This is a genomic window from Chryseobacterium herbae, assembly GCF_025154075.1.
Lineage (GTDB): Bacteria > Bacteroidota > Bacteroidia > Flavobacteriales > Weeksellaceae > Chryseobacterium > Chryseobacterium herbae.
Genome location: NZ_JAOAMU010000006.1, coordinates 293245 through 317689, shown reverse-complemented (window position 1 = coordinate 317689; position 24445 = coordinate 293245). Strand labels below are relative to the sequence as shown.

Here is a 24445-nt window from a genome sequence, read left to right as displayed (position 1 = left end):
TATTACATTTGTACATGCATTTTTCCCACATCAATAGTTTACGTGGTATAGCTATTTTAATGGTTGTACTGGTTCATACTTCACAATTATTTACATTTAATACAAGAGTAGAAGAAGTAATATTTGACTATGGAAAAATGGGTGTGCAATTGTTTTTTATAGCATCGGCATATACATTGTGTCTCTCAGAAGATAGTCGCAAAAAGGAGGGACAACATTTAATAAAGTTCTATATCCGTCGGTTTTTCAGGATATTTCCTATATACTATTTGGGGATTATTCTATATTTTATCCTGAATTATTACTCTGGAACCTATGGTGCATATACATTTAAGAATGTACTATCAAATTTGTTTTTCATTCATGGGCTTATTCCATCAGCTAATAACAGCATTGTGCCCGGTGGGTGGTCGATTGGAACAGAAATGCTGTTTTATTTAATTTTTCCTTTCTTATTCCGGTTTTTAAAGTCCGGAAATTCATTTATTAAAGGGGCGATAATAATTTTTGTTGCTGAATTAGTGATCTTTTATTTCCAAAGGAAACCAAGTTTTAATTATGAATTTTTTTATTTCAATATACTGAATCAAATCTCTGTCTTTGTGATTGGGATCTTTTTCTTTTTGCATAAAAAGTACTTAACAAATGAAAGGAACGCTATTATCATTTTTGTTATTTTTACTGCTATTGCGCTTTTTGTTTCCGGAAATCAAGATCTTTTTAAAATTAAAGGCTACAGGTATGCATTTCGAATCTTACCAATTATTTCAGCAATTTCATTTTGCAGCCTTTTTGTTATTGCAGAAAGTTTTAATATTGTAAATAATATAGTTTTCCAGAAAATTGGAATAAATTCTTATTCAATCTACATAATTCATTTTGTATTGCCATTTTTCATACTTCCCAAGATGGAAGGTTATGTCAATTTTATAATGGCTTACGTGATTATTGTTACGTCATCTTACGTGATCTCAAAGCTTCTGAATACGTATGTAGAAAAACCTTTTATTAGTTTAGGTAATAGAATTATTAAGAGTATCAAAGATTAACTGTTTAAAGAGCTTTTAAACACTGTTTAAATTAAATAAGTTTTACTTTTTTTGGGCATTTGGTTTTAAATCTTTGGGCATTTGATTTTCGCGATTATACATGGTCTTTTTATGAAAATAAATTTTCCCCCGGAATTTTAATTTCTTACTGATTCCTTGAATTATTGCTTATTTCTTTTAAAAAATAAAATGAAATTAGATCACCAATTATGCATTCTGCTTCTTTAAAAATCAATTGCTGGAAAAATTCATCCATGCCCTATTTGCTCTTTCTAAATTGTATTTTTATCAAAAAATGTTATTTATTTTTTGTATATTTACGGAAATGTCTATTAATACTTTATAAAATAAGTTGTAAACATTCATAATTTTTAAATAATATAAAATGAATAATGTTTACCCAAACGATAGCAATGGCCATAGTATCGGTAATATTCCGGTGAAATCTGTCAATATTGCGTACCTGATCCTGGTACATCGTTTACCCGATCAATTCAAAAGACTTTTCGAAGCCATCTACGATCCTTCCAATTTTTATCTTATTCATATCGATAAAAAAGCCCATCAGGAAATTGGTGAAGAGGTAGGTGTCTTTTTGCAGAAATATCCGAATGTGCATATTCTTAAGAGTAAAAATGTCGTTTGGGGAGGTTACAGCATGGTGCAGGCTGAACTGGATGGAATGAAATATCTTCTGGAGATGAAGATGAAATGGGACTACTTCATCAATTTAAGTGGTCAGGATTATCCTTTAAAATCACAGGAAATCATTAAAGACTTTCTTTCAAAGAACAATGGGAAGAGCTACATAAAAATTGCTGATCAGGAAAAAAGCAGACCTGAAACCATGAACAGGATCGAAAACTACTTTGAAGAATCTGAAGATAAGATTTCCGAGAAAACGCATGCAAGAGGTTTTATGAAAGATGTCATTCCTTATATAGGCGGACAGTGGATGATCCTTACCAGAAATTGCTGTGAATTTATCTGCAACAGTACCGAAGTGAAAAAGTTTGAAGATTATTATCTGAATACCTTAATTGCGGATGAGTCTTTCTTCCAGACGGTTTTAATGAATACTTCTTTCGACGGTATTCTGGTAGATGACGACAAAAGAGCCATCATCTGGATTCCTGATGGTGATATTAAATTACGTCCAAAAACATTCACGGAAACGGATCTGGATTTTCTGCAAACCGGAAACCATCTTTTTGCACGGAAATTTGATGACAATGTGGATAATCAAATTATTGATTCGATTAAAATTCAATACGACGAACCTTTTAAAACATTAATAAAAATAAATGATATAAAAGATATCAGCAAAAATTTCAACCATTTAAACTAAAATTCTTCATTAGAAACGCTTCATAGGTCAATCAACACCGTTTGGTTTTTACTCTGAAGCGGTAGCCACTTCCGAAAGGTCAGTATTCCTGTACATATAATCTACAGGGGTACTTTCTTCTTTGGACGAATTGTTTCCGGGTACTTCCATCCCTTTTATGAATCCATCTTTTATACTTGTAAAATTAATCAGGGTTTCAGAAAGATCACCGCCTCTTGAAAAGGAATATTGATACTCGAGAACTCCCCCATTGTTGATGAAAACTGCATAATAAGCATCCCAGTTATTTCCGCCTTCACGCCCCTCTATAGAAAAAGGCATCATGGCATCATCTAAATGATCATCATTTAAATCTCCGATAAGAATAGGCCGCTCCAGATCAAAAATAGATCCGTCCAGCTTATTTTTATAATTGAAATCCAATTCTTTGCTGAAGACATCTGTTCTAATGGCTTTATTAAAAGCGACCAATACGGCATCAGCATCAATAATAGACTCCTTCTTATCTATTACAGGAGTCTCCTTCTCTTTTTTTTCGGCGATATGATGGGTATGAACGGTATCGTTGATCTTCTTATTTTTTAGAGTTGTCTTTTCATTAGGGCTGCAGCTTATGCCTATTGTAGCAAGCAGTAATGGAAAATATATTTTATTTAAATACATCAGTTAAAAGTTTAGTATTTGTATCAATTCTTCAATTATTTTTTCTCATCTTCCCGGTCCAGTTCTTCCTGAATTTCAATTAAAGCTTTGGCTTGGGGAGATTTTAAACTTCCATTTTTTTCTCCCTCATCCCAGGTTTTAAAGGCTTTTTCTTTCAGACCTAATGTATAATAATAACTGCCTAATACCGTATATCCCTCAGGTTCTCCAAGTTCTATAATTCTTTGGGACAGCAAAATTAATTCAGGATGGGGTTTCAGTTTCTTCGAAGCAATTTTTCCGGGATCAGTCAGAAGATCCGGCGTATATTCCATCATCTTCAATCCAAAAAGATTCATACAGGCCTTAGCTAAACCTTTTCCACAAAGGTTTTCATTAATATCATTGATTTTACCGGAAACCAAAGCATCTAAGTTAAGGCCGGATTTGGATGATGTTTTTGTCTGATCATAATATTCGGCTAAAAGTTCAGCCTTTTTTTTAGCCTTAATCGAATCGTAGAATTTTCCTATCTCCGGTGCATCTTTTTGATGAGTCCAGCTTCCTTTTTCTACCCAATTTGAAAGACCGATGAGTTTATCATTTTTAATTTTGAAAATAAAAATACTTTTATCCGGGTAAACAATCAGGCTGTCATTTCTGGTAAAATAGTCACCATAATTCATGTCCGCTATTAAAACTTTTCCATTTCCTTCGAAGCTAAAGCCATCATAAAGGGTTTCAGCATTATCGGATTTGTAATAGCCATGAAAAGAATTGTCTGCTTCCTGTGCTGACAAGATGCAACCTGATACCATCAATAATAATCGAAATAATTTGTTTTTCATCATGTATGAAATTCTTTTGAGTGCAGAATCTTTTTTCCTTTTGTTTCTGCAAAACTATTAAATAAGAACGAATAGCTACTTGATAAATGTCAAGACTTTTATTTATTAACATGAGAACGATTAAAATGCAGAAGTGTTGAAAATATAGAGTAAAACGTATGATAAATTTATGTAGATTCGTTTGCTATATACAGCTTAGAGAGTGTGATGGGTTTATTGAGAAGCTCTGTTAATCAATACTAAAATAATTGAAAAGTAAAAAATATTTCCAATGAGCTTAGATTTTACCAGACTTTTTATGATGGTTTCTTTATTATTAAGTGTAATATTCTTTTTTGTGAGTTTGACAGGATTTACAAACCCCCAGATGTTTAAAAGAAAAACTTCCCTGAAAATTCCGAACAGGTTCCTTCTATTATTCATTTTTCTGATTATTTCAATAGGTTTTCTTCTGGCGGCAGTGGGGCTTTTTGCAACCCTTCTCCATAAACGTCCTTAATAAAATCCCTTTTATCTGGGCCATCTTGTTTTATAAAACTGGGTGACTAAAGTGGCTCAGAGTCTTCCTAATTTTGTGCTCAGAAAAACAAGATTTATGGAAGATTCATTGAAGATCCCGCAGTTACTTTTAAGATATGCATTAGGGATTACGTTCTTAACACCTGTTGCAGACCGCCTGGGAATACTGGGAGCTCCCGGAACCGGAAATATTGAATGGGGAAACTGGAATAACTTTATAGATTATACCACGACCTTAATGCCAATATTTGAAAGACCCATGGTCAATGTCATGGGAAGTATCGCGACAGTCGCTGAATTATTGGTAGGTATTTGCCTTATCATAGGGTTTAAAACCAAATATGCTGCAATCGGCGCCTCACTGATCACCCTTACCTTTATTGTATTTATGACCCTTTCGGTAGGAATTCAAAAACCAATCAATTACGGTGTATTTACAGCTTCAGCTGCAGGTTTCCTGCTCTCCTTTATTCCTTCTTATAAATGGAGCATCGACAATTTTTTAAATAATAAGACAAAGTAATTATTTCTCAAAACAAACACATCATACAATGACAACAAGAATTAAAATGGATCAGGCAGAACCCAATGGTTATAAAGCGATCCTCAGCCTTGAAAGATTCATAGAAAGCACACCGCTTACCAGAATACACAAAGACCTGATCAAGATCAGAGCATCACAAATCAATGGCTGTGCATTCTGTATTGATATGCACACGAAGGAAGCCCGAAAAGCCGGTGAAACAGAACAGCGGATCTACGCACTGAATGCATGGAGAGACACTCCTTTTTTCACAGAAGAAGAACGCGCTGTTTTAGCCCTCACAGAAGAAGTAACGCTGATCAGCAATCATGTCAAGGATGAAACCTATGCCGCTGCAGAAAGGCTGTTGGGAGAAACCTATTTAGCCCAGGTTATTATGGCTATCATCACGATCAACGCATGGAACAGAATCGGGATTACGACGATGTTGGTTCCCGCACAGGATCAATAACAAGGTTATCAGAGCTGGAAGCTGGAAGAGGGAGGCTGGAAGTTACTATTGGACATCATTTTTAATAGTTATTATAAAATTTAATGAAGTAATAATAAAACTACATTACAGTCCTGTTTTTGATCTTTAAGAACTTCCCTCCTCCAGCCTCAGGCTTCCTTCCTGTTTTTTCAGGACCCCCTCTTGATTGTTATTTAATTTTGTTATAGATTTAATGAAACGCATGTACATTAAAATACACAATCCGGAATGCTGCCTTACAAATCACTAATACAATTGAACAGAGACTCGAGTGTTGCGCTGTATGTTCAGCTCTGTAACAGTTTTATCACTCTCATCACGAATGGAACGCTTCAGCCGTCGGATGTGCTTCCCAGTACCCGTTTGCTGTCAGAATTGACGGGCCTTAACCGCAATACCATAAAGCTTGCCTATGAAGAACTGATCAGTCAGGGCTGGGCTGAGTCTGTAGAAAGAAAAGGCATCTTTGTTTTGTCTAAACTTCCAACTTTTTCCGAAAAGAAAAAAACAGATTCTGAGCAAAAAATAAATATGCTTGAAGAAGCATTTTCATGGACCAATCCCTTTACAGAAATACAAATCGATGAAAACTACCAGCAGTCTGTCCTTGCTATTGATGACGGTTTTCCGGATGTCCGCTTAACGCCGGTTGATCTTCTGATGAGAGAATACCGCAGCATTTCAAAAAAATTCTACGGAAAAAATTTTCTTAAGTATGGATTTCCAAAAGGTTCAGAAAACCTCCGTTCAGCACTGTCCCGTTATTTATCCAATACCCGCGGACTGGCTGTAAATCCGGAAAATCTGCTTATTACAAAAGGAAGTCAGATGGGGATCTATCTTGCTGCACAGCTTTTACTCACCCAATCCGACAATATTGCGGTAGGCGTCTCCAATTACCGTTCTGCCGATGAAATATTCAGATATGTTGGAGCTCATCTGTTGCGTATTCCGGTAGATGAACATGGAATGGATATTGATTTTTTGGAGGATACGTTAAAGAAACAGTCCATCAAAGCAGTGTATATCATCCCGCACCATCATTTTCCTACTACGGTAACCATGAGTATGGAGCGCAGATTAAAGCTGTTAAATCTCGCTAAGGAATACCGTTTTGCCATTATTGAAGACGATTATGACTTTGATTTCCATTACAATGCTAAGCCCTATATTCCTCTTGCCAGTATTGATCATAACCGGAATGTGATTTATATAGGATCCATTACCAAGACCTTTGCTCCTGCTTTACGCATAGGATTCATGATTGCCCAGCCTGAATTTGTGCGGGCATCAGCTTCGTTACGTCAGCTGATAGATAAGCAGGGAGATTCACTTCTGGAGGAAGCTTTCTCTTCTCTGTTTGACAATGGAGAAATGGAAAGACATTTTAGAAAATCCCTGAAAATATATAAAAATCGCAGAGACCTGTTTTGTGAAATCCTCCAAAGCAATTTCAGTGACGTGATTGATTTTAAAATTCCCGAAGGCGGAATGGCAGTCTGGTCAGTTTTTGATCAATCAATAAGCCTCCCAAAACTTTCTTTAGATGCAGAAAAAAAAGGACTTAAGATTGCGGACGGATCTTTTTACAATAACGAAGTTTTTGTCCCGAATGGTCTCAGGCTGGGTTTTGCTTCACTCAATGAAACGGAGATCATGAAATCACTTGAAATATTAAGAACAGTAATTTAACAGTTCCTTTTTGTCGGATTGAAATATTTTTTATTTGCTAACTTTGTCGTTTCTAAATAATTATTTAACCGTAAATAAAAGACTATGTCTATAACCAATGAACAGGAATTGGCAGGAATGCAAAAAGCGAGTGAAGCCGTTGCCCATACTTTAAAAGAGATGATTCAGTATGCTAAACCCGGCATGACCACGAAAGATCTTGATGAATATGGAGCAAAGATCCTCTCCGACTTTGGGGCGAAATCTGCGCCGCATCTGACGTATGGATTTCCCGGCTGGACCTGTATCAGTGTAGACAATGAGTTCTGTCACGGTATTCCTACTGATAAAAGAGTTTTGAAGGAAGGAGATCTCATCAACATAGACGTTTCAGCCGAACTCGACGGATACTGGTCTGATAATGGCGGTTCTTTTGTGATCGGAAAAGACATTCATCAGCATCAGAAACTCGTGAATGCTTCCAAAGAAATTTTACAGAAAGCCATCAGCAATATAAAAGGCGGTGTCAAAATAGCAGACATCGGATTTCTCATGGAAACCGAAGCTAAAAAAAGAGGTTTTAAAGTCATCAGAAACCTTGCCGGACATGGCATCGGAAGAAGCCTGCATGAGCAGCCGGATGAGCTCATGAATTACAGAAACCGTTATGATTCCAGAAGGTTTAAAAAAAATTCTGTAGTCGCTATTGAAACATTTATTTCCACATCCTCCAATATTGCCGTAGAACTGAATGACGGATGGACGATGGTAGGCAACAAAGGCGGCTATATGGCACAGCACGAACATACCATTGTAGTAATCGATGGAAAACCCATCATTTTAACTGAAATGAATGAGATATTGAATTAGAGATTGGAAGTTCTTATTGAATCTTTTATTAATTCACTTCTTTTTTACTATAAAACAAAAGCATCTGTAAAATTTACAGATGCTTTTTTATGCTTGGATAATTCAGTCTATTTGCTTTCTAATTCAACAGTGTATTCCTTTGGAGAATACTTAGTCAGAGAACCTGTTGCAGCATCAATTCCTACACCGATGGCTCCTCCAAGGAGAATATTCAGCAAGGTTACTGCATTAAAGTTTTTCACCAGCTTCACCTCCTTTGTATTGTATCCTTCTTTTTCAAAGGTAACGGTCTGTTTGCTCAGTGACCTTGAGATATCAGCAGTACACGGTGTAGTACATTTTTCCACACCCTTATGGAAGACTTTGGCCCCTTCAGGCGATGATGTAAATGATATTGAATCTTTAGTTCCCGTAAAAATACTTGCGCATGAAGTTGTTGAAAGGATAACACCAAAAGACAATACAGTCAATAATTTTTTTCTCATAGATTTTAACGTTAAATGACGGTGAACAGGCACTCTTTTGCTCTATTTTACCGCGGCGCGAACTTACAAAAAATAGTATTACAGAAAAAGAGAATTGATAAATGGCTTAATTTTAGATTATAAATAACTAATTATCATTGTCAATATTCATCAAAATTATGGATTTATGGAAAAATTTAAAAAAATAATTTTGAAAATTCTAAAATGGACAGGAATTTCAATAGCAGCTATCTTATTTTTAATGTTTATCATTCCCATATTCTTTCCGGGAACGATTTCTCAGCAGGTAAAAATATTTGCGAATCAACACCTTGCAGGAAAACTCGACTATAAAAAACGCATCTTACGTTCTTCCGGCACTTCCCTTCTCTTACGGTTTCTGTGGACAACCTGGTTTTACAGGGTTCAAAACCTTTTCAGAACGATACTTTACTGATAACAGCGAAAAGAAAAAGAAGCCCAGGAAGAATGGGCTAAAAATGTGGAAAAGCAGATCAACAAAGATCTTAAGGAAAAATAAAAAGAAAGACTGTCGTTCGTGGCAGTCTTTTCTATTGGAACTTCTGTCTCGGCAGCCCGATCTCGTGCGCCTGTGGATAAGGCTTTCTAGAGGTCATACTCACATCTTCTTTGATCTGCCTGTGGATATCATACTGTTTATCTTTATCGTACGCATACCTCGGATCAGGGATCATCTGCATTTTTGCCATCTTATGAATGGTGACGGTCGGAAAATGATAATCCACTTCCACGGTTCCCAGCAGCAGATAGCATCCGCCACCCTGAAACGGATATTCATTCAGGCTGTCCGGAAAATGAGCGGTGTCAAAATAATCTCCGTTCACATCTATCCAGGTTCCGAAATACATGGTTCCCTTTTTGGTCGGGACATGCTTTCTGGAGATCAGATAGGCCAGCATTTTCACCTGTTTCTTATGGTATATGATAAGATCTTTTACAAAAACGGACCCTCTGTATCGGGTTTTCAGCAGGTCAAACGGACTGCATGATACCGGAAATCCTATGATCTCGATTTCATCAAAAGCATCCTCAAAATGTTCCCGTTTCAGCTGTGGCAGCTTGTATTCCTGAACAGGTTCCTCAATCAGCATCAGTCCTCTGTTTTCAGGCTTAAAATTGATCAGCAGCAATCGGGCTTCCACCAAAAGTTCATTCTTCGGCTTTCCTGTAAAACGGAATGCTCCGATAAAAATAAGGGTCTGTATGGTTTCAATACCCAGGGGAATGCGGCGGATAAAATCCTCCAACGATTTATAGTGTCCGTTTTTCTCCCTTTCTTCAGCAATTCCGTGGGCTAATCTGGTTTCAAGGCCCTGCAAAAGCATAAAACCAAGGTAAATGTCCTTTCCTCTCAATACGGTCTGAAACCCACTGGTATTAACGCAGGGAGTCTGAACAGCTGCCCCGGACATTCTGGCCTCATGAATATATACCTCAGTCCGGTAGAATCCCCCTTGATTATTAATAACCGAAACCATGAATTCCAGCGGATAATAAACTTTCAGATAAAGGCTCTGATAGCTTTCCACGGCATATGAAGCTGAGTGGGCCTTACAGAAAGAATAACCTGCAAATGACTCGATCTGCCGGTAAACTTCAGCAGATAGCTCTTCCGGATGTCCCAGGCCCCTGCAGGAATTGAAAAAGTTGGTTCTTACTTCCTGAAGTTTAGACAGCGAACGTCCTTTTCCGCTCATAGCACGCCGTAAAATATCTCCATCAGCCAGTGACAGCCCGCCAAAATACTGTGCAATTTTGATCACATCTTCCTGATACACCATAATACCGTAAGTCTCTCCCAAATGTTCTTTAAAAATATCATGGAAATACTCAAACCTGTCCGGATGATTATGCCGGAAAATATATTCACGCATCATTCCGCTTTGCGCTACTCCGGGCCTGATGATGGATGACGCGGCGACCAGTGTTCTGTAATCGCCGCATTTTAATCGCCTTAAAAGTCCGCGCATTGCAGGAGATTCGATATAAAAACAGCCTATCGTTTTTCCCTGAGCCAGATGTTCATTGGAAACAGGTTCATCTTTAGAAATGCTTGTATCCCGGATATCCACGGTAATACCTCTGGTTTCCTTGATTAATTTTACGGTATCATTAATGGTCCCGAGGCCTCTCTGGGAAAGAATATCGAATTTTTCCAGTCCTATATCTTCCGCGGTATACATATCAAATTGTACAATAGGAAATCCTTTCGGGGGCATTTCCAGTGCTGTAAAGTGAGTGATCGGCTCTTCAGAGACCAGAATCCCGCAGGAATGCATACTTCTCTGATTCGGAAATTTTTCCAGCAGTTTACCATATTTGGCAACCATATCCACTACCTTATTCCGGTCATGGGTTTCCACAGATTGTGTGGCAAGGCTGTCCAGCTCTTCCTTAGGCAGTCCAAAAGCTTTTCCCACTTCCCGGAATATCGATCTGTATTTGAATTCTACATTGGTTCCACAGAAAGCCACATGCTCTTTGCCATAACGGTCAAAGATGTATTGAATCATTGTATCTCTTTCCTGCCAGCTCCAGTCGACATCAAAATCAGGAGGTCTGAGGCGGTTAAGATTCAGAAAACGTTCAAAATAAAGATCCAGTTCCAGCGGACAGATATCCGTAATTCCCAGGCAGTAGCTTACCATACTGTTGGCCCCGCTTCCCCGTCCTACATGCATAAATCCCATCCTGTTGCTGTATCGCACAATATCCCAAGTGATCAGAAAGTAAGAACAGAAATTAAGTTCATCAATCACTTTCAGCTCCTTCTCTACCCTTTTATTGGCTTCCTCATGATCCAGGCCATATCGTTTTTTCAGTCCTAAATAAGCAAGTCTGCTCAGAAATTTCAGATCGCTTTCTTTAGATTTTGTAAAATGCAGTTTATTTCTGACCTTTTTAAAATCAAATTCAAAACTGCAGCTGCTGAAAATGTTTTTTGTATTCCGAATGATCTCTGGATATCTCTGAAATGCGTCAAGAATATTTTGTTCAGCTCTCAAATATTCAGATTTTCTACATATATCGGTTTCTTCAAGCTTGCTGAGCAGGGTATTGTTATCGATAGCTCTGAGAATTCGGTGAAGATGATATTCCTGTTTGGTGCTGAAGGTGACAGGCTGAAGAACAACCATTTTGGGGATCATTTTCTGAAGTTCAGGCCGGATAAGAAGCGTAAGTTCCTCTTCCCGGATGCCAATAAACTCATGGTCTTTCAGTATTTCCGGTATATTTTCCAACGGATAAATCACGAATACATTCTCGAATTCCGGAGCTGTTTCAGACAACTCCTTACCGTCACAATGATGCTCTGTGATCATTTTGTTCACCTCTCCTATGCCACTGAATTCTTTTGCCACAGCAATATAAAGAAGTCTGCCTTCTTTCCTGATCTCAACACCGGCAACAGGCTGGATCCCCTGATCCTCGCATTCTTTTTTAAACTCATAAATACCGGTAACCGTATTGATATCCGTAAGCACGAGTTTCCTGATCCCCAGTGCGTGGGCCTGGGTCACCAGTTCTTTCACGGATAAAGTTCCGTAACGGAGGCTGTGATAGGAATGACAGTTGAGAAACATAATCTGAGTTTTATTGATTTTTATTTTCCGAAATCGAACCCGGAAGCCCTGCCTACCGCATCGGATCCAAAGCGGTTTTTGAGATCATCCATGGCCTGATAAAGACTCATCTGTTCTTCGGTATCTTCAAAAAGATTCATCTGATGGCTGCCATGAACCAGCCCGGTAAAACGTAATCCTACCAGACGGAGCCTCATTCTTCTGGTATATGCTTTATTAAACAGATCCAAAGCAACCCGTGATAAAGTGTGATCTGCAGAAGTATATGCCACTCTGGACTGTTTGGTTTCCGTATCAAAATTAGCATAGCGGATCTTCACGGCCACGGTAGATGTCAGCCATTTTTCTTTTCTCAGTTGATAGGCCAGCTGCTCAGCCATTCCGGAGATCAGCCGCCTGAGTTCCGGAATATCCATAGTATCTGAACTGAAGGTCCTTTCTGTAGATATTGATTTTCTTTCAGAATAAGGAATCACGGGATTTTCATCGATTCCGTTCGCTTTTTTCCACAGTTCACTCCCGTTTTGTCCAATCATCTGCTGAAGAACTAATACCGGCATTTCAGATAAGGTCTGGATGGTACGGATTCCTACCCGAGAAAGCAGCTGAAAGGTTTTATCTCCTACCATCGGGATTTTTTTTATGGACAGAGGATCCAGAAAAGGTTTGACTTCCTGAAGTTTGATTTCCATTTTTCCGGGTTTGGCTTCCCCTGTTCCGATTTTAGAGACTGTTTTATTCGTAGACAGGGCAAAACTTATCGGAAGTCCTGTTTCTTTTTTTATAGCAAAAGCAATTTCCTCAGTCCACTTATAGCATCCGAAAAATTTATCCATTCCGGAGAGGTCCAGATAAAACTCATCGATACTTGCTTTTTCCATTAAAGGTACCTTCTGCTGAATAATATCGGTGACCGTATGTGAAAGTCTGGAGTACATTTCATGGTCTCCACGAACGACTTTTGCATCCGGACAAAGTCTGAGTGCCATCCTGATTGGCATGGCAGAACGCACTCCGAAATGACGTGCTTCATAGGAACATGAGGCCACAACGCCCCTGTCTCCACCTCCGATGATCAGGGGGATTCCGTTAAATTTAGAATTGATAAGACGCTCACAGGATACAAAGAATGTATCCAGGTCCATATGTACAATCGCACGTTCCATGATACAAAATTAGATATGTTTTGAATCAAACTTTGCATTTTAAATGATATATTTTGTATCAATATTTATTTTTTGAGGGATCATAGGGGTTTCCTTCCTTTGAAAAAGAGGATCAGATAAGTTCCAAAGAAATCTGCGAAATCTGTCAGAAATCAATTAATGAAAAATCAAAAAATCACATTAAAATGATGGGATGAATGATCCTAAGATTTTTGTGATGGAATTATTCTAAAAATACATTTCCGGAAGTATTTAATTTTCAGGATTAACCGTGGAATAGCTGAGTTTATTTGATGAATAGGGGAATGTTTTGAATCAAAATTTGTACTTTTGTTGATATATTTTGTATCAATGTCAATTTTTTCAAATAATATTCGTTTTCTGAGAGGCAAGAGAAGCCTTTCCCAACAGGCTGTAGCCACTGAACTGGTGATTTCACGCGTACGCTATTCCAAATATGAGAACGGAGTATCTGAACCACCTATCGAGCTGCTTGTCAAGATGTCCAAATATTTTCACGTCAGCATCGATCTGCTGGTCTCTGTAGATATCCGCAAATACCCGATGGAAGAAATGCTGAAACTTCCGGACAACAGAATTGTCCTGCCGGTAGCTGTAGATCATCTTGGCAATGATACCATTGAGATCATTCCGCAGAAAGCATCCATGGGATACCTTGAAGGGTACAGCGACATCGGCTATATCGAAAGCCTGCAGAGAATTGCCCTTCCCTTCCTTACGAACGGCAAATATAGGGCTTTTCCGGCAGATGGAGACTCTATGCCGCCATTCAGAAACGGGTCGTATATCGTAGGAAAATATGTAGAAGGAATCAGTGAGCTGAAACCGGGGAAAACGTATGTCTTTATCACGTTAAATGATGGAATTACCTACAAACGTTTTAAAGAAACAAAAGGAAATACAGTTTGTGTAAGTGCTGATAATTCGTTTTATGAGCCGTATGACATTCCGTTTAACGAGATTGTAGAAATCTGGCAATATGCTTCAGGAATTTTCCCGGAAGACTTTGAACCGGGGGATTACGAAAGCTATAATTTTAAAGAAATGTTCCGTGAACTGAAACAGGATATTAAAGATCTGGACCGTAAGGTTTCAGGGCGTAGAAAGTCTTCATAACTCTAATATACAGCATGTCATGGATCAGCTGAGTTTATTTGATTCAGAAGAATTTTTCCGGTTTCCGAAAGAGCTGCTGGAATATACAGAACATTTTTTGCCGGACAATGAAGCTTCTCAGCTTGAGGAGCTTCTGATTCGTACTGCTCCCTGGAAACAGAGAACCCAGAAAATGTATGATAAAATGGTTCTTACGCCGCGACTGACAGCCTGGTACGGAGACGAAAGCAAAACCTACAAACTGGGTGGAAATGATTTTAATGTTAATCCCTGGTTGCCTGAACTCCTTTCTTTAAAACAGAAAATAGAAAAATCATCGGGATATAAGTTTAATTCTGTGTTGCTGAATCTATACCGTGACGGGAATGATTCGGTTGCCTGGCATCGGGATAAAGACAGTGAACTGGGAAAACGCCCGGTCATTGCTTCCGTGAGTCTCGGACAGGTCAGGAATTTTGATTTTCGGAAAGCAGATGACCACCGGAATAAATACAGTTTACCGCTTCAGCACGGTTCTCTACTGATTATGAAAGGAGATCTTCAGCTGAATTGGGAACACCGCATTGCAAAGTCTGTACAGCCTATGAAACCGCGGATCAATCTTACGTTCAGGCTTGTTCATGAAATATCGTGATTCACCTGATCCTGAAATTATTTTATTTTTCCAACTGAATCCATACCGGTGCATGATCACTGCTTTTCGTCCATCCCCGGACATGACGGTCTACCCCACCCGACTTTAAGCTTGAACGCAGATAAGGACTCAGCAGGATATGATCCAGTCTTATCCCTGCATTTCGGTCGTAGGCTTTGTAAAGATAATCCCAGAAGGTGTAAATCATTTCATCGGGATAGAGCGTACGGATAGAATCCAGCCAGCCTTTATTCTTCAGTTCCCGGAAAGCCTTTCTGACTTCTGTTCTGTATAATGCGTCATTTTCCCAGTGTTCAGGCTTGTGGACGTCTATCGGTTCCGGAATAATGTTGAAATCACCGATGAGTATGGCGGGAAGTTTCATTTTGATCAATTCATTGGTCCGTTTTTTTAAACGTTTGAGCCAGTCTAATTTATAGTCAAATTTTGGACCCGGATAAGGGTTTCCATTGGGAAGATACATGCAGCATATCACTATCTGATCAATAATAGCTTCAATATAACGGCTCTGCAGATCTTCCGGATCTCCGGGCAAAGTATCCTGAACTTCGGTCATTTCGAGGTCTTTTGTAAGTATGGCTACTCCATTCCAGCTTTTCTGCCCCTTCCATAAAGCCTGGTATCCCGCAGCATTGATCTCCTGAAGAGGAAAACGTTCCTGGGGTGCTTTTAATTCCTGAAGACAGACAATATCCGGACTGGCTTCTTTCAGCCACTGCAGGAGTACCGGAAGACGGGCATTGATCCCGTTCACATTATAGGTTGCTATTTTCATATTTGAGGTGATTAAAAGACTGATGATTCCTTTCAAACGGCAATAATTATTCCATCCCCTTGAGAAACAGCAAGGTATTTTTTAAGGAACTTATTCTTCGTTCAGCGAAGGGCCAGACCCATGTTGGCATAGTTTATTCATTAGCTTAAAAAATAAAACATTATCCCATGTTAAGTAAAAATTTCACAAAAACAGAATTCGTATTGAATAATGACAATCAATATCAGCTGGAATACAGCATTGAAGAAATCGGTCAGGGATCAAATTTAACCGTTGAAAGAAAAAAAGAAAATGGAGAATTCGAAACCATACAGGCCATGATCACCAGACTGAATGACCAGATTTTTATAAAATGGAGCGAACCATTTGACGGCAGACTTATTTTTGAAAATTAAAAAATATCTTATGAAATACAGCGAAGCCTTAACCTATAAAAAAGAAGCTTTGAAAAAGGCAGATGAATCTGTACTGAAAAGCTATCACATTATTATTGTCCCTGCTGATACAGAAGAAAGTGCGCAATACATTGAAGCTTTTTCTAAAAATCCCGATGATTTTAATGACAACAGCTGCAAAAAATACTGCTCAAATGACGAGTACGAGGTCGTTAGCTTCAGTAAGGAGGACGAAAGCTAATAGTCTACGCATTCATATTTTAAAAATTATATAATTTACCTGTCGTTCAAAACAACAGTACACCGGATACCACATCAATACCCGGAAATAAAGGGTGGTCTTATAATTGTACACATTAAGTATTAATCACTAAATTATAATTATTATGGCAACTAAAACAACAGCAAAAAAGACGACGTCGAAAACTGTGGCGAAAAAAGCAGGGAAAACTCCGGCTAAAAAAGATGCTGCCAAACAGCTGAAAGATTTGTTTGAGGATTCACTGAAAGATATTTACTGGGCAGAAAAAGCTCTTGTAAAAGCGCTTCCGAAAATGCATAAAAATGCTACAGATAAAAAACTGAAAACGGCTATTGAAAAACATTTTAATGAAACTCAGATTCATGTAAAAAGACTGGAAGAGTGTTTTACTGCCCTTGGAAAAAAAGCTCAGGCTAAAAAATGTGATGCCATGCAGGGACTATTAGATGAAGGAAAAAGCATTATGGAGGAAACCGAACCGGGAGCTGTAAGAGATGCGGGTATCATTGCTGCGGCTCAGAAGGTAGAACATTACGAAATTGCCACCTACGGATCACTGGCTGCTTATGCCAAAGTCCTGAAAGAAAAAGATTGTCTTAATAATCTTTTAGCTACCCTTTCCGAAGAGAAAAAATGTGATGCATTGCTGACAAAAATAGCAGATACTGCTATTAACAGTAAAGCAAAATAACATCATCATTTTATACATATAAAAGAGGTCTGGAAACGGGCCTCTTTTTTTACACTTTTTATCCTATCTATCGGTTATTCTAGTACATAAATAAAATTTCATCAGCAAGTGAAAAAATATTATATTTACCCGTCTATGTACAGCGGAATCCGAAAAGCTCATGAGTAGGAAATTAATAACAAATAATTATGAAACATTTAAAAAAAATTTCAAGAGAAGATTTAAAATCTGTTAATGGTGGAAAAAGACCGGCAGTAGGTATCGGTAACTGTGGTAATGCATGCTCTTCCGGTGATGGTTTTTGTGAACAATTTGGGCTTTCTTGTTATATCCATGTTATCGAAAGCGGTGATAATGGTCAAATAACAAGTACTTGCTGGAAATGCTCATAAGTAGGCAATAAATAAATCAAGTCAAATCTTTTTGCAATACGAAAGATTTGACTTTTTACATTATAAACGATCGGAAATTATTTCTTTTAATTAATTTTTTATAGCAATGCGGTTATTATTTACTTTTTGGGCGGTTCTGCAGATGAACTTTATATGTTGTCAGAATATGACTTTTTTATATGAAGTATCCTATAAATCCAGTCCCAATGAATCTATTTCAAAAACGGAGAATTATTATTTGGACCTATTTGGTTCAGAATCCGTTTTCCGATCAGAGAATGACAGACAAACAGATTCTATAGTTTACAATAATGGACGCGCTTTTGCCAATTATATTGACTTCAATCAGCTGTATTGCAGGAAAAATATAAATACAAAGAAGGTCTACAAAACGGTAACAACTCCTCTTTACAATGATGTTTTTGATATCCTGGCAGAAGATATTAATTGGAAAGTATTACCAGAAACAATGATGATTGCAGATATGAACTGTCAGAAAGCAGTATTGGAATATGGCGGTAGAAATTGGGAAGCATGGTTTACGGTCAGGATACCTATTCAGGAAGGACCTTATGTATTTTATGGACTCCCTGGATTAATTGTGAAAATTTCTGATGAGAAAAAAAATTATAGTTTCAGCCTTGTTGAATCTCATAAATCTGAACAAAGCAATCTTTTTAGAATAAGAAAAGGAAAATTGATAGACTGGGCTATGTTCGAAAAGATACAGCGAAATTTTTATTCAGAGCCATTCGCTGAGCTGAAAGCGAGAAATACGAAAATGATTGTAACTGATGACAAAGGCAATAAACTGGACAGAAATTATGATGATATGTCAGAGAAAATGAGAATAACCCTGCGGGCGAGAAATAACCCTGTGGAGCTAAACCATAAAATTGATTATAAATAAAAAACAGGTTAAGTTCACTTTTTATTGATTCAAACTATCTATTTCCCTATTGATTTTAATCCAGTTGATGCTGTCTGCGATCTGGAGTTCATGGTCAAATTGCTTTTTCCAGTTTTTGCCCAATTTTTTCTCAAGGCTTTTAAAATACATCGTATTGGAACTGTCGTATTGTTTCTGTAATTGGGTAATACTGTCGGTGACTTCACATCCGGTTTCTATCCGTTCATAACATAAATTCCATTTTTTCACCAGACTGTCGATGCCATCATAGGCTCCTTCCGGAGGAAGTTCGCCGACCCGGATATCTTTCCAGCAAAGAGGTTCTGTTTTTTGTGTAGCTTTTTTTGCACCATCCGGAGTACAGGAAGTGATAGCAAAAGTTATTGTTAATAATACCGCAGGAATACATTTCAAAAAATTAACCCGGGTTTTCAATCTTTTTCTATAGTTGCTTGTTGTTGAAATATTGAATTTTTCCATAACAGAAATTTAGATCATTATACATTATTGATCAGTTTATAAAATCGAGCAGGCGTTTTTTTGTAATAACCTGATTCCCCTGGAAAAACACTTCATCATCCAATCGTGCCAGTGATGCTGTAGATTGTGCGGAAAGCCACGAAACAAATAAATCCCGCGTTTCAAAAATTCTCGGAGGATCAAAATCCCCGTCATATACTTCTCCGTATATAAACTTCTGATCTTCATTCACTTTCATACCCATTCCGCAATAATCCCGGTGACCGTAGGCCAGAATCTCCCCGATCTGTAGTTTATCAGCGACAAGATTGGCGAGCCTGTCTCCAAAAGGACTGGTGTCCGGTTCCGGTGTGTCTGAAAAATGATAATTGCCCATAAGTTCAAATTATTTTTAAATATCAATAAGGTATCTAAGATAAATCATTCGGGCTTGAAATTGATAATTTTAGCTAAAAGTTTTTGTGCCATTCTATTTTTAAATGATCTGCAAAAACCTGAGCCCTCTGTAGGACATTAAATACTTTGATAATAGGTTTCAGATGTTTATTTTTGTTTAAGTTTAAAACTATGGATTTGAAGCTGCCTCTTTCCTATTACCTGAATCAGGATGTTATTTTTCTGGCCAAAGATCTTTTGGGAAAAGTACTTTTTACGGAAATAAATGGTGACATTACCGCAGGTGTCATTATAGAAACTGAAGCCTATTTCGGTGTAGTAGATAAAGCTTCTCATGCTTATGGAGGTCGCCGAACGCAACGTACTGAGACATTATACAGTCAAGGTGGTGTTTCTTATGTCTATCTGTGTTACGGAATTCATCATCTCTTTAATATTGTAACTTCTGTTGAAGGTGAACCTCATGCTGTCCTAGTACGTGCTGTAGAGCCTTTAATCGGTCACGACATCATGGAGCTCAGAAGAAATATGCCGGCTGATAAAGCTGCTATTTCGTCCGGTCCCGGTTCAGCGGCTAAGGCTTTGGGTATCGACCGTTCTTTTAACAAAAAAGATCTGACTGAAAACGAAATTTGGATTGAAGATCACGGAATCAGGTATGCTCCCGAAGACATTATTGCAGGGCCGCGCATTGGAGTTGCTTATGCCCAGGAAGATGCATTACTGCCATGGCGGTTTTATGTCAAAGGAAATAAATACGTAAGCAAACCCAAATCTTAACTCCTTCCTTACACAAAACCCATATTTTAGATGTTCAACGCGTATCCCGTAACTTCCGCTCTCCTAAAATAACCGAAATTCAGATTACACAATCTACACCTGCGCGGCTTTCAACATCAGATAATGCAAATCCGTATTTTTGATAAACGCCGGCAAAAGCTCTCTTCCCGGCCCATACACCGCAACTTCAACATAATCTCCCGAATGATCCATACTGATCCAGCCGATAGAATTATGTTTCTTCTGAATATCTGAATAGGCCTTGAATGGCAGTTTTTTATAATTGTAAAGTCCCGCTTCCTGCTTTTCCAGCCCTGAATAAAAGCTCAGCAAATGTTTGGCTTCATCATCGGTAAGACTTATTGTATTGGTTTCGTAGATCCAGTCTTTCATTTTCTGAAGATTAAAATCCGGATGAATGGCATTCAGAATATATTCATTGGTGTATTGATAATTCGAAATGCTGTTAAAATTTTTCGTTGCATCAGCACCATAAATAGTTCCCGGATTGGCATTTCCATGGTCTGTAGTGATAATGACCAGGGTATTTCCATCTTTCTCTGCGAAGTCAATGGCTGTTTTTACGGCTTCGTCAAAAGCAAGCTGATCATGAATCAAAGCGGCAATATCATTGGCATGAGCGGCCCAGTCTACTTTTCCGCCTTCAATTTGTAGAACGAAACCGTCCTTATGATCTTTCATCTGATCGATGGCTGTCTGCGCCATTTCAGCCAGAGAAGGTGTAACCTGCAGTTCGGAAATATGAGCTCTGTCGATGGAATAGGGCAAAGCTCCGGAATTGAAGACCCCTAAAATCTTCTTCCCTTTTTCTGTGTTTTTAAGATCCGTTTTGTTTTTCAGAACCTGATATCCTTTCTGTTTGTACAGAGCATACACATCTTTTTTGTCTTCTCTTTTTAAAGAATTAAAAAATTCATCACCGCCACCCATCATCACGTCAAAACCTATTTCTGCATACATTTCCGCAATTTCACTTTCTGCATTTCTGCTGTCTGAATTCACACAAAAACCTGCCGGAGTTGCATGCGTAATCGTTACCGTTGTTACGCAGCCTGTCTTTTTTCCTGCCTTTTTGAATTTTTGCCAGATGGGAACATATTTTTCACCGTTGACTCCCACATTCAAGACACCATTTTTCACCCTAAACCCTCCTCCGAAAGAAGAGCTTGCCGCTGCCGAATCCGTAACGATAGAACTGGCTGAAGCTGTATCCATAAGCGCCCGTGAAACTTTATTTTCATGATACAGATTCATCCAGTTTCCGTTTTTACCCAAAATATTCTGAGAATACAGATTGGCCATGGCTAACGTTCCTGAACTCATCCCGTCACTGACCATAAAAATAATATTCTTTGCCTTTTTGTTAGCACCCGGAATATCTTTCCCATTGTTGGCAAAGAAATCAATCGGATTTAAAGTGAGCAGGCCTGACAGTAATGCTGAGCCTTTTAAAAATTTACGTCTGTTCATGATCATGCAATTTCGTAGAGTAAGTTAGGGAGTAATTTCATTTATTGAAATATTGTTGCGTTAATTATTTGTGAATTTTAAAATGAGGGCTGGAAGAGGGAGGATGGAAGTTACTGTTGGGCAATAATTTTGAATAATTTCCGGTAATTATAACGCTTCAATAACTTCCTGCCGTTCACAATCAGTGTTTATGGTTTTTAAAATTGATGATATGTCCTATAATTAATCCTGCTGCCCCTGCATAAATCAAAGGAATATGAACTTCAAAGATAAAATCTGCTAAAACGGAAACGGAGATCAGGAAAATGGAAGCCCAGAACAACAGCTTCAGCCACCGGTTGGTCATGGGTTTGGTTACTCTGTAAACCACTATAGAACCAATAACAAGGAAAGCCAGATCAATATAAGGATTGTGCGATATTCCCAGGGGAATGATCATTAACAAAGGAAAAGCAATACAATGAATAAGACACAGAACTGCCGCAGAAATTCCAACTGCATCAAGAATTTTCGATTTCATAAAATAAAGGGATTTAAATTTCTTATTGTAATTCTATGGCAAAAGTAGAGATAAAAACTAAATAACGCAACTTTGTTGCAATTAATAATCAAAACAAATTAGCCTTATTTGGTTGAAACACTGCTTTAATCTAACCCTTAGTCTTGTTTGAACCCAATAAAAATGCTAATTTTATTTTCACAAAAGAAAACACCCAATATGCCCACCGAAGCTTCCCATAAGCTGATTCCGATGACGGATTTTGTTATCGAGTATTACTCCAACGAAGGATACGCCGATCTTCAGACCTTGAGCCTGATGAAAAACTATGCCCAATTTCTTAGAAAACCTTTAACTCTTGGCATGTTTGTTCCCATAGATGCACAAGGAAACGCACTAAAAGAACCGAAAAATTATACCGCTTGGAAATCTCTTGCACATAATGACGGAAAAAGAAATAATGCCCCCGGATTTGAAGAGAATATCCAATACCAGAAAGCAGAGCAAAACTGCATGTTTGATGGCTTTATCGTAGCCTACAACGGATATTCTGTGGTGAGGATTGAAGCTTCCTATAATCAAAGTATTGAACTGTCTTTCAATAAAAGCGATCTGATATCACCTGCTTTTCCCGATGTGGAATCACTTACTGTCTTTGATGCTATTTTGCTGACGGCTAAAGCTTTAAAAACGATCGGGATTAAAAAATAAAAATCTTACTCCTTTTCCTTCAGTATTTTTTCCAGCTCTGTAATAAAGGCAGCTTGTGCTATATTGATCCTTTTTTGCGCTTCTTCCGACTCGAACCATTCCCATTGATCTACTTCAGTAATTTCGATCATTGTAGAGGATCTTGGAGGCCATTCTATTTCTACGGTATTGCTATAAAGTCCGGAGGTTTCAATATCTCTTTCCAAGGCCCAGGCATAAACTGTTTTTCCTCCTCGCTGCTTAACAGGCTGTAATGGGATAAACTCCCCTTCCACTGCCTGACCGGTTTCTTCCTGAAACTCGATAAGCGCACGTTCGAGTGGATCTTCACCAAGTGAGATCTCCCCTTTTGGAACAGACCAGGCGCCTTCATCTTTATGCTTCCAAAAAGGCCCTCCCGGATGCACCAGAAAATAATATAAATGAGTCTGATCTCTTTTAAAAAGCAAAATACCAGCACTTGTTTTCATTGTTTTAAGATACACTATTTTAAAAGACTTATCAATGATCAGACCGTTTTTCATTGTTACAGAATGGGAAGACAACCGCTATGCTCTGGATCAAAAGAACTAATTTGAAAAAAAGGCAGATATTCATTTCTGTCCCTTTAAGTTTTTTAATTAACCAACCATAATAAGCTGCTCATTACTGTTTTAATGATTTATTAAAAAAGAAAATCATCTGTTTAATTTTAATCAATAAAATATTATAAGTACCACATTTTAATCTTTTCATCTATAAAGGCATAGAATGTGTATTAAATTAAGCAAATAACATTAAAAATTTAAAGTCATGAGAAATGTATTATGGTTAGTCGCTGTCATTTGTATTGTCGTTTGGCTTCTTGGAATGTTAAATATCGTGCCGGGAATCAGTACCGGATATTTAGTTCACGTTTTATTGGTTATTGCCATTATTGTCGTTCTTTACAATATTATTTCGGGTAAAAAACCACTTTAATCTATTATTTTAATCCTTAAAAATAGCAGTAAAGAGCTGGAAATAGCTTTTAGCCGGAACATTTGGAAACTGGAAATTATATCATTACGTTTTATAAACTCATAGATTCCCACTTGCTTCTGGTAATTTCAAAAATGAAATTAATCTGGGGACTTTCTCCAAAATAGGCTATTTCCTGCTCTGCTGTTTTCTCCCCGCCAATGCGGCCTACCGCTATCTGAGAGCGTATATTATGGGCGCCTACATGGAACCCCACCTTTGAGACAAATTGTAAAATATAATTCATCATCAATGATTTTACAGAAGGATTGATCCCTGTTCCCCAATACTCTCTTGTGAAAAAAGTATAGCCGATGAATATAATTCCTTCCTCTTCATTATAATCATAAAAACGGGTACTTCCGATGATATGGCTGGTCTCTTTATCAATAATTTTAAAAGCACCTTTACTTACCATAGCTCCTTCAAAGAACTTGTTGAATTCTTCTTTCTTCCAGCGATTTTTCTGCGGATGCTGCTCCCATATTTTGGGATCTGAAGCTAAGGAATACAATACTTCGAAATCTTCTTGTTCCAACGGCAAAAGACGTACTTTTTCATTCTCTAAAATAGGTTGAATATTAAAATTGATCATAACTAATGTTGTTTAACTTATACAAAATTAAACCTGCATTGGATATCCAAAATAAGCC

The 24445-nt window shown here is 37.9% G+C and carries 30 protein-coding genes; 18 read left to right on the top strand and 12 right to left on the bottom strand.

The window, feature by feature from the left end:
• The first annotated feature begins 14 nt into the window (after positions 1–14).
• Both N0B48_RS18755 and N0B48_RS18750 read left to right on the top strand, forming a co-directional pair.
• Positions 15–1049, top strand: coding sequence for an acyltransferase family protein (locus N0B48_RS18755; protein ID WP_259840489.1), 1035 nt, complete (start codon positions 15–17; stop codon positions 1047–1049).
• A 385-nt stretch (positions 1050–1434) separates the two neighbouring features.
• The gene (locus N0B48_RS18750) at positions 1435–2397 is read left to right on the top strand and encodes a beta-1,6-N-acetylglucosaminyltransferase (RefSeq protein WP_259840488.1); all 963 of its coding nucleotides are present in this window, start codon (positions 1435–1437) and stop codon (positions 2395–2397) included.
• A gap of 48 nt (positions 2398–2445) precedes the next feature.
• Here the strand turns inward: N0B48_RS18750 and N0B48_RS18745 are convergent, their stop codons facing one another.
• Both N0B48_RS18745 and N0B48_RS18740 read right to left on the bottom strand, forming a co-directional pair.
• Positions 2446–3060, bottom strand: a complete 615-nt coding sequence (locus N0B48_RS18745; RefSeq protein WP_259840487.1) for a hypothetical protein — start codon at positions 3058–3060, stop codon at positions 2446–2448.
• A 35-nt stretch (positions 3061–3095) separates the two neighbouring features.
• The gene (locus N0B48_RS18740; protein WP_259840486.1) at positions 3096–3890 is read right to left on the bottom strand and encodes a hypothetical protein; all 795 of its coding nucleotides are present in this window, start codon (positions 3888–3890) and stop codon (positions 3096–3098) included.
• Between the two features lie 268 nt (positions 3891–4158).
• Between N0B48_RS18740 and N0B48_RS18735 the strand changes: the two genes are divergently transcribed.
• From N0B48_RS18735 to map, 5 genes are all read left to right on the top strand, one after another.
• On the top strand, positions 4159–4386 hold the full coding sequence (locus N0B48_RS18735) for a hypothetical protein (RefSeq protein WP_259840485.1): 228 nt from the start codon (positions 4159–4161) through the stop codon (positions 4384–4386).
• A 96-nt stretch (positions 4387–4482) separates the two neighbouring features.
• Positions 4483–4929 (top strand): DoxX family protein, encoded by a 447-nt coding sequence (locus tag N0B48_RS18730; protein WP_259840484.1) that lies wholly within the window; start codon positions 4483–4485, stop codon positions 4927–4929.
• A 28-nt stretch (positions 4930–4957) separates the two neighbouring features.
• Positions 4958–5401 (top strand): carboxymuconolactone decarboxylase family protein, encoded by a 444-nt coding sequence (locus N0B48_RS18725; protein ID WP_259840483.1) that lies wholly within the window; start codon positions 4958–4960, stop codon positions 5399–5401.
• Between the two features lie 249 nt (positions 5402–5650).
• Positions 5651–7114, top strand: coding sequence for a MocR-like pyridoxine biosynthesis transcription factor PdxR (pdxR, locus tag N0B48_RS18720; protein ID WP_259840482.1), 1464 nt, complete (start codon positions 5651–5653; stop codon positions 7112–7114).
• Between the two features lie 84 nt (positions 7115–7198).
• Positions 7199–7963, top strand: a complete 765-nt coding sequence (map, locus tag N0B48_RS18715; RefSeq protein ID WP_259840481.1) for a type I methionyl aminopeptidase — start codon at positions 7199–7201, stop codon at positions 7961–7963.
• 107 nt (positions 7964–8070) lie between these two features.
• On the opposite strand, the gene N0B48_RS18710 is transcribed toward map, so the two are convergent.
• A complete protein-coding gene (locus N0B48_RS18710; RefSeq protein ID WP_259840480.1) occupies positions 8071–8448 on the bottom strand; it encodes a PEGA domain-containing protein in 378 nt (125 codons plus the stop codon).
• A gap of 166 nt (positions 8449–8614) precedes the next feature.
• Here N0B48_RS18710 and N0B48_RS18705 point away from each other — a divergent pair, with 166 nt between their 5' ends.
• A complete protein-coding gene (locus tag N0B48_RS18705; protein WP_259840479.1) occupies positions 8615–8884 on the top strand; it encodes a hypothetical protein in 270 nt (89 codons plus the stop codon).
• A gap of 115 nt (positions 8885–8999) precedes the next feature.
• Here N0B48_RS18705 and N0B48_RS18700 read toward each other — a convergent pair whose 3' ends face one another.
• Positions 9000–12053 carry a DNA polymerase III subunit alpha gene (locus N0B48_RS18700; RefSeq protein WP_259840478.1) on the bottom strand — a complete coding sequence of 1018 codons (3054 nt, stop codon included), beginning with the start codon at positions 12051–12053 and terminating at the stop codon, positions 9000–9002.
• Between the two features lie 20 nt (positions 12054–12073).
• Positions 12074–13219 carry a DNA polymerase IV gene (dinB, locus tag N0B48_RS18695; protein WP_259840477.1) on the bottom strand — a complete coding sequence of 382 codons (1146 nt, stop codon included), beginning with the start codon at positions 13217–13219 and terminating at the stop codon, positions 12074–12076.
• Between the two features lie 351 nt (positions 13220–13570).
• On the opposite strand from dinB, the gene N0B48_RS18690 reads away from it, so the two are divergent.
• Both N0B48_RS18690 and N0B48_RS18685 read left to right on the top strand, forming a co-directional pair.
• The gene (locus tag N0B48_RS18690) at positions 13571–14356 is read left to right on the top strand and encodes an XRE family transcriptional regulator (RefSeq protein ID WP_259840476.1); all 786 of its coding nucleotides are present in this window, start codon (positions 13571–13573) and stop codon (positions 14354–14356) included.
• 19 nt (positions 14357–14375) lie between these two features.
• Positions 14376–14990: an alpha-ketoglutarate-dependent dioxygenase AlkB family protein gene (locus N0B48_RS18685; protein ID WP_259840475.1), complete on the top strand. Its 615-nt coding sequence runs from the start codon at positions 14376–14378 to the stop codon at positions 14988–14990.
• Between the two features lie 22 nt (positions 14991–15012).
• Here N0B48_RS18685 and xth read toward each other — a convergent pair whose 3' ends face one another.
• Positions 15013–15786 carry an exodeoxyribonuclease III gene (gene xth, locus N0B48_RS18680; protein ID WP_259840474.1) on the bottom strand — a complete coding sequence of 258 codons (774 nt, stop codon included), beginning with the start codon at positions 15784–15786 and terminating at the stop codon, positions 15013–15015.
• Positions 15787–15953: 167 nt separating this feature from the next.
• Between xth and N0B48_RS18675 the strand changes: the two genes are divergently transcribed.
• The 5 genes from N0B48_RS18675 (at position 15954) to N0B48_RS18655 (ending at position 18436) form a co-directional block, all read left to right on the top strand.
• Complete coding sequence (locus N0B48_RS18675; protein WP_259840473.1) at positions 15954–16181, top strand: glutathione synthase; 228 nt, start codon at positions 15954–15956, stop codon at positions 16179–16181.
• A 10-nt stretch (positions 16182–16191) separates the two neighbouring features.
• Positions 16192–16422 carry a hypothetical protein gene (locus N0B48_RS18670; RefSeq protein ID WP_259840472.1) on the top strand — a complete coding sequence of 77 codons (231 nt, stop codon included), beginning with the start codon at positions 16192–16194 and terminating at the stop codon, positions 16420–16422.
• A gap of 145 nt (positions 16423–16567) precedes the next feature.
• Positions 16568–17134 (top strand): YciE/YciF ferroxidase family protein, encoded by a 567-nt coding sequence (locus N0B48_RS18665; RefSeq protein WP_259840471.1) that lies wholly within the window; start codon positions 16568–16570, stop codon positions 17132–17134.
• 188 nt (positions 17135–17322) lie between these two features.
• Positions 17323–17526, top strand: coding sequence for a bacteriocin-like protein (locus tag N0B48_RS18660; protein ID WP_259840470.1), 204 nt, complete (start codon positions 17323–17325; stop codon positions 17524–17526).
• A 106-nt stretch (positions 17527–17632) separates the two neighbouring features.
• Positions 17633–18436 (top strand): GLPGLI family protein, encoded by an 804-nt coding sequence (locus N0B48_RS18655; RefSeq protein WP_259840469.1) that lies wholly within the window; start codon positions 17633–17635, stop codon positions 18434–18436.
• A gap of 21 nt (positions 18437–18457) precedes the next feature.
• Here N0B48_RS18655 and N0B48_RS18650 read toward each other — a convergent pair whose 3' ends face one another.
• Both N0B48_RS18650 and N0B48_RS18645 read right to left on the bottom strand, forming a co-directional pair.
• A complete protein-coding gene (locus N0B48_RS18650; RefSeq protein ID WP_259840468.1) occupies positions 18458–18916 on the bottom strand; it encodes a hypothetical protein in 459 nt (152 codons plus the stop codon).
• Between the two features lie 31 nt (positions 18917–18947).
• Complete coding sequence (locus N0B48_RS18645; protein ID WP_259840467.1) at positions 18948–19292, bottom strand: hypothetical protein; 345 nt, start codon at positions 19290–19292, stop codon at positions 18948–18950.
• A 191-nt stretch (positions 19293–19483) separates the two neighbouring features.
• On the opposite strand from N0B48_RS18645, the gene N0B48_RS18640 reads away from it, so the two are divergent.
• The gene (locus tag N0B48_RS18640) at positions 19484–20092 is read left to right on the top strand and encodes a DNA-3-methyladenine glycosylase (protein ID WP_349644559.1); all 609 of its coding nucleotides are present in this window, start codon (positions 19484–19486) and stop codon (positions 20090–20092) included.
• A 93-nt stretch (positions 20093–20185) separates the two neighbouring features.
• On the opposite strand, the gene N0B48_RS18635 is transcribed toward N0B48_RS18640, so the two are convergent.
• Entirely contained in the window at positions 20186–21583 is a 1398-nt protein-coding gene (locus N0B48_RS18635) for an alkaline phosphatase (protein WP_259840466.1), read from the bottom strand.
• A gap of 181 nt (positions 21584–21764) precedes the next feature.
• Complete coding sequence (locus tag N0B48_RS18630; protein WP_259840465.1) at positions 21765–22103, bottom strand: MerC domain-containing protein; 339 nt, start codon at positions 22101–22103, stop codon at positions 21765–21767.
• Positions 22104–22265: 162 nt separating this feature from the next.
• Between N0B48_RS18630 and N0B48_RS18625 the strand changes: the two genes are divergently transcribed.
• Entirely contained in the window at positions 22266–22793 is a 528-nt protein-coding gene (locus tag N0B48_RS18625) for a hypothetical protein (RefSeq protein WP_259840464.1), read from the top strand.
• 5 nt (positions 22794–22798) lie between these two features.
• Here the strand turns inward: N0B48_RS18625 and N0B48_RS18620 are convergent, their stop codons facing one another.
• Positions 22799–23263 (bottom strand): NUDIX hydrolase, encoded by a 465-nt coding sequence (locus tag N0B48_RS18620; protein ID WP_259840463.1) that lies wholly within the window; start codon positions 23261–23263, stop codon positions 22799–22801.
• A 322-nt stretch (positions 23264–23585) separates the two neighbouring features.
• Between N0B48_RS18620 and N0B48_RS18615 the strand changes: the two genes are divergently transcribed.
• The gene (locus tag N0B48_RS18615) at positions 23586–23753 is read left to right on the top strand and encodes a lmo0937 family membrane protein (protein ID WP_259840462.1); all 168 of its coding nucleotides are present in this window, start codon (positions 23586–23588) and stop codon (positions 23751–23753) included.
• 91 nt (positions 23754–23844) lie between these two features.
• Here N0B48_RS18615 and N0B48_RS18610 read toward each other — a convergent pair whose 3' ends face one another.
• Positions 23845–24387 carry a GNAT family N-acetyltransferase gene (locus N0B48_RS18610; RefSeq protein WP_283950722.1) on the bottom strand — a complete coding sequence of 181 codons (543 nt, stop codon included), beginning with the start codon at positions 24385–24387 and terminating at the stop codon, positions 23845–23847.
• Positions 24388–24445: the final 58 nt, after the last annotated feature.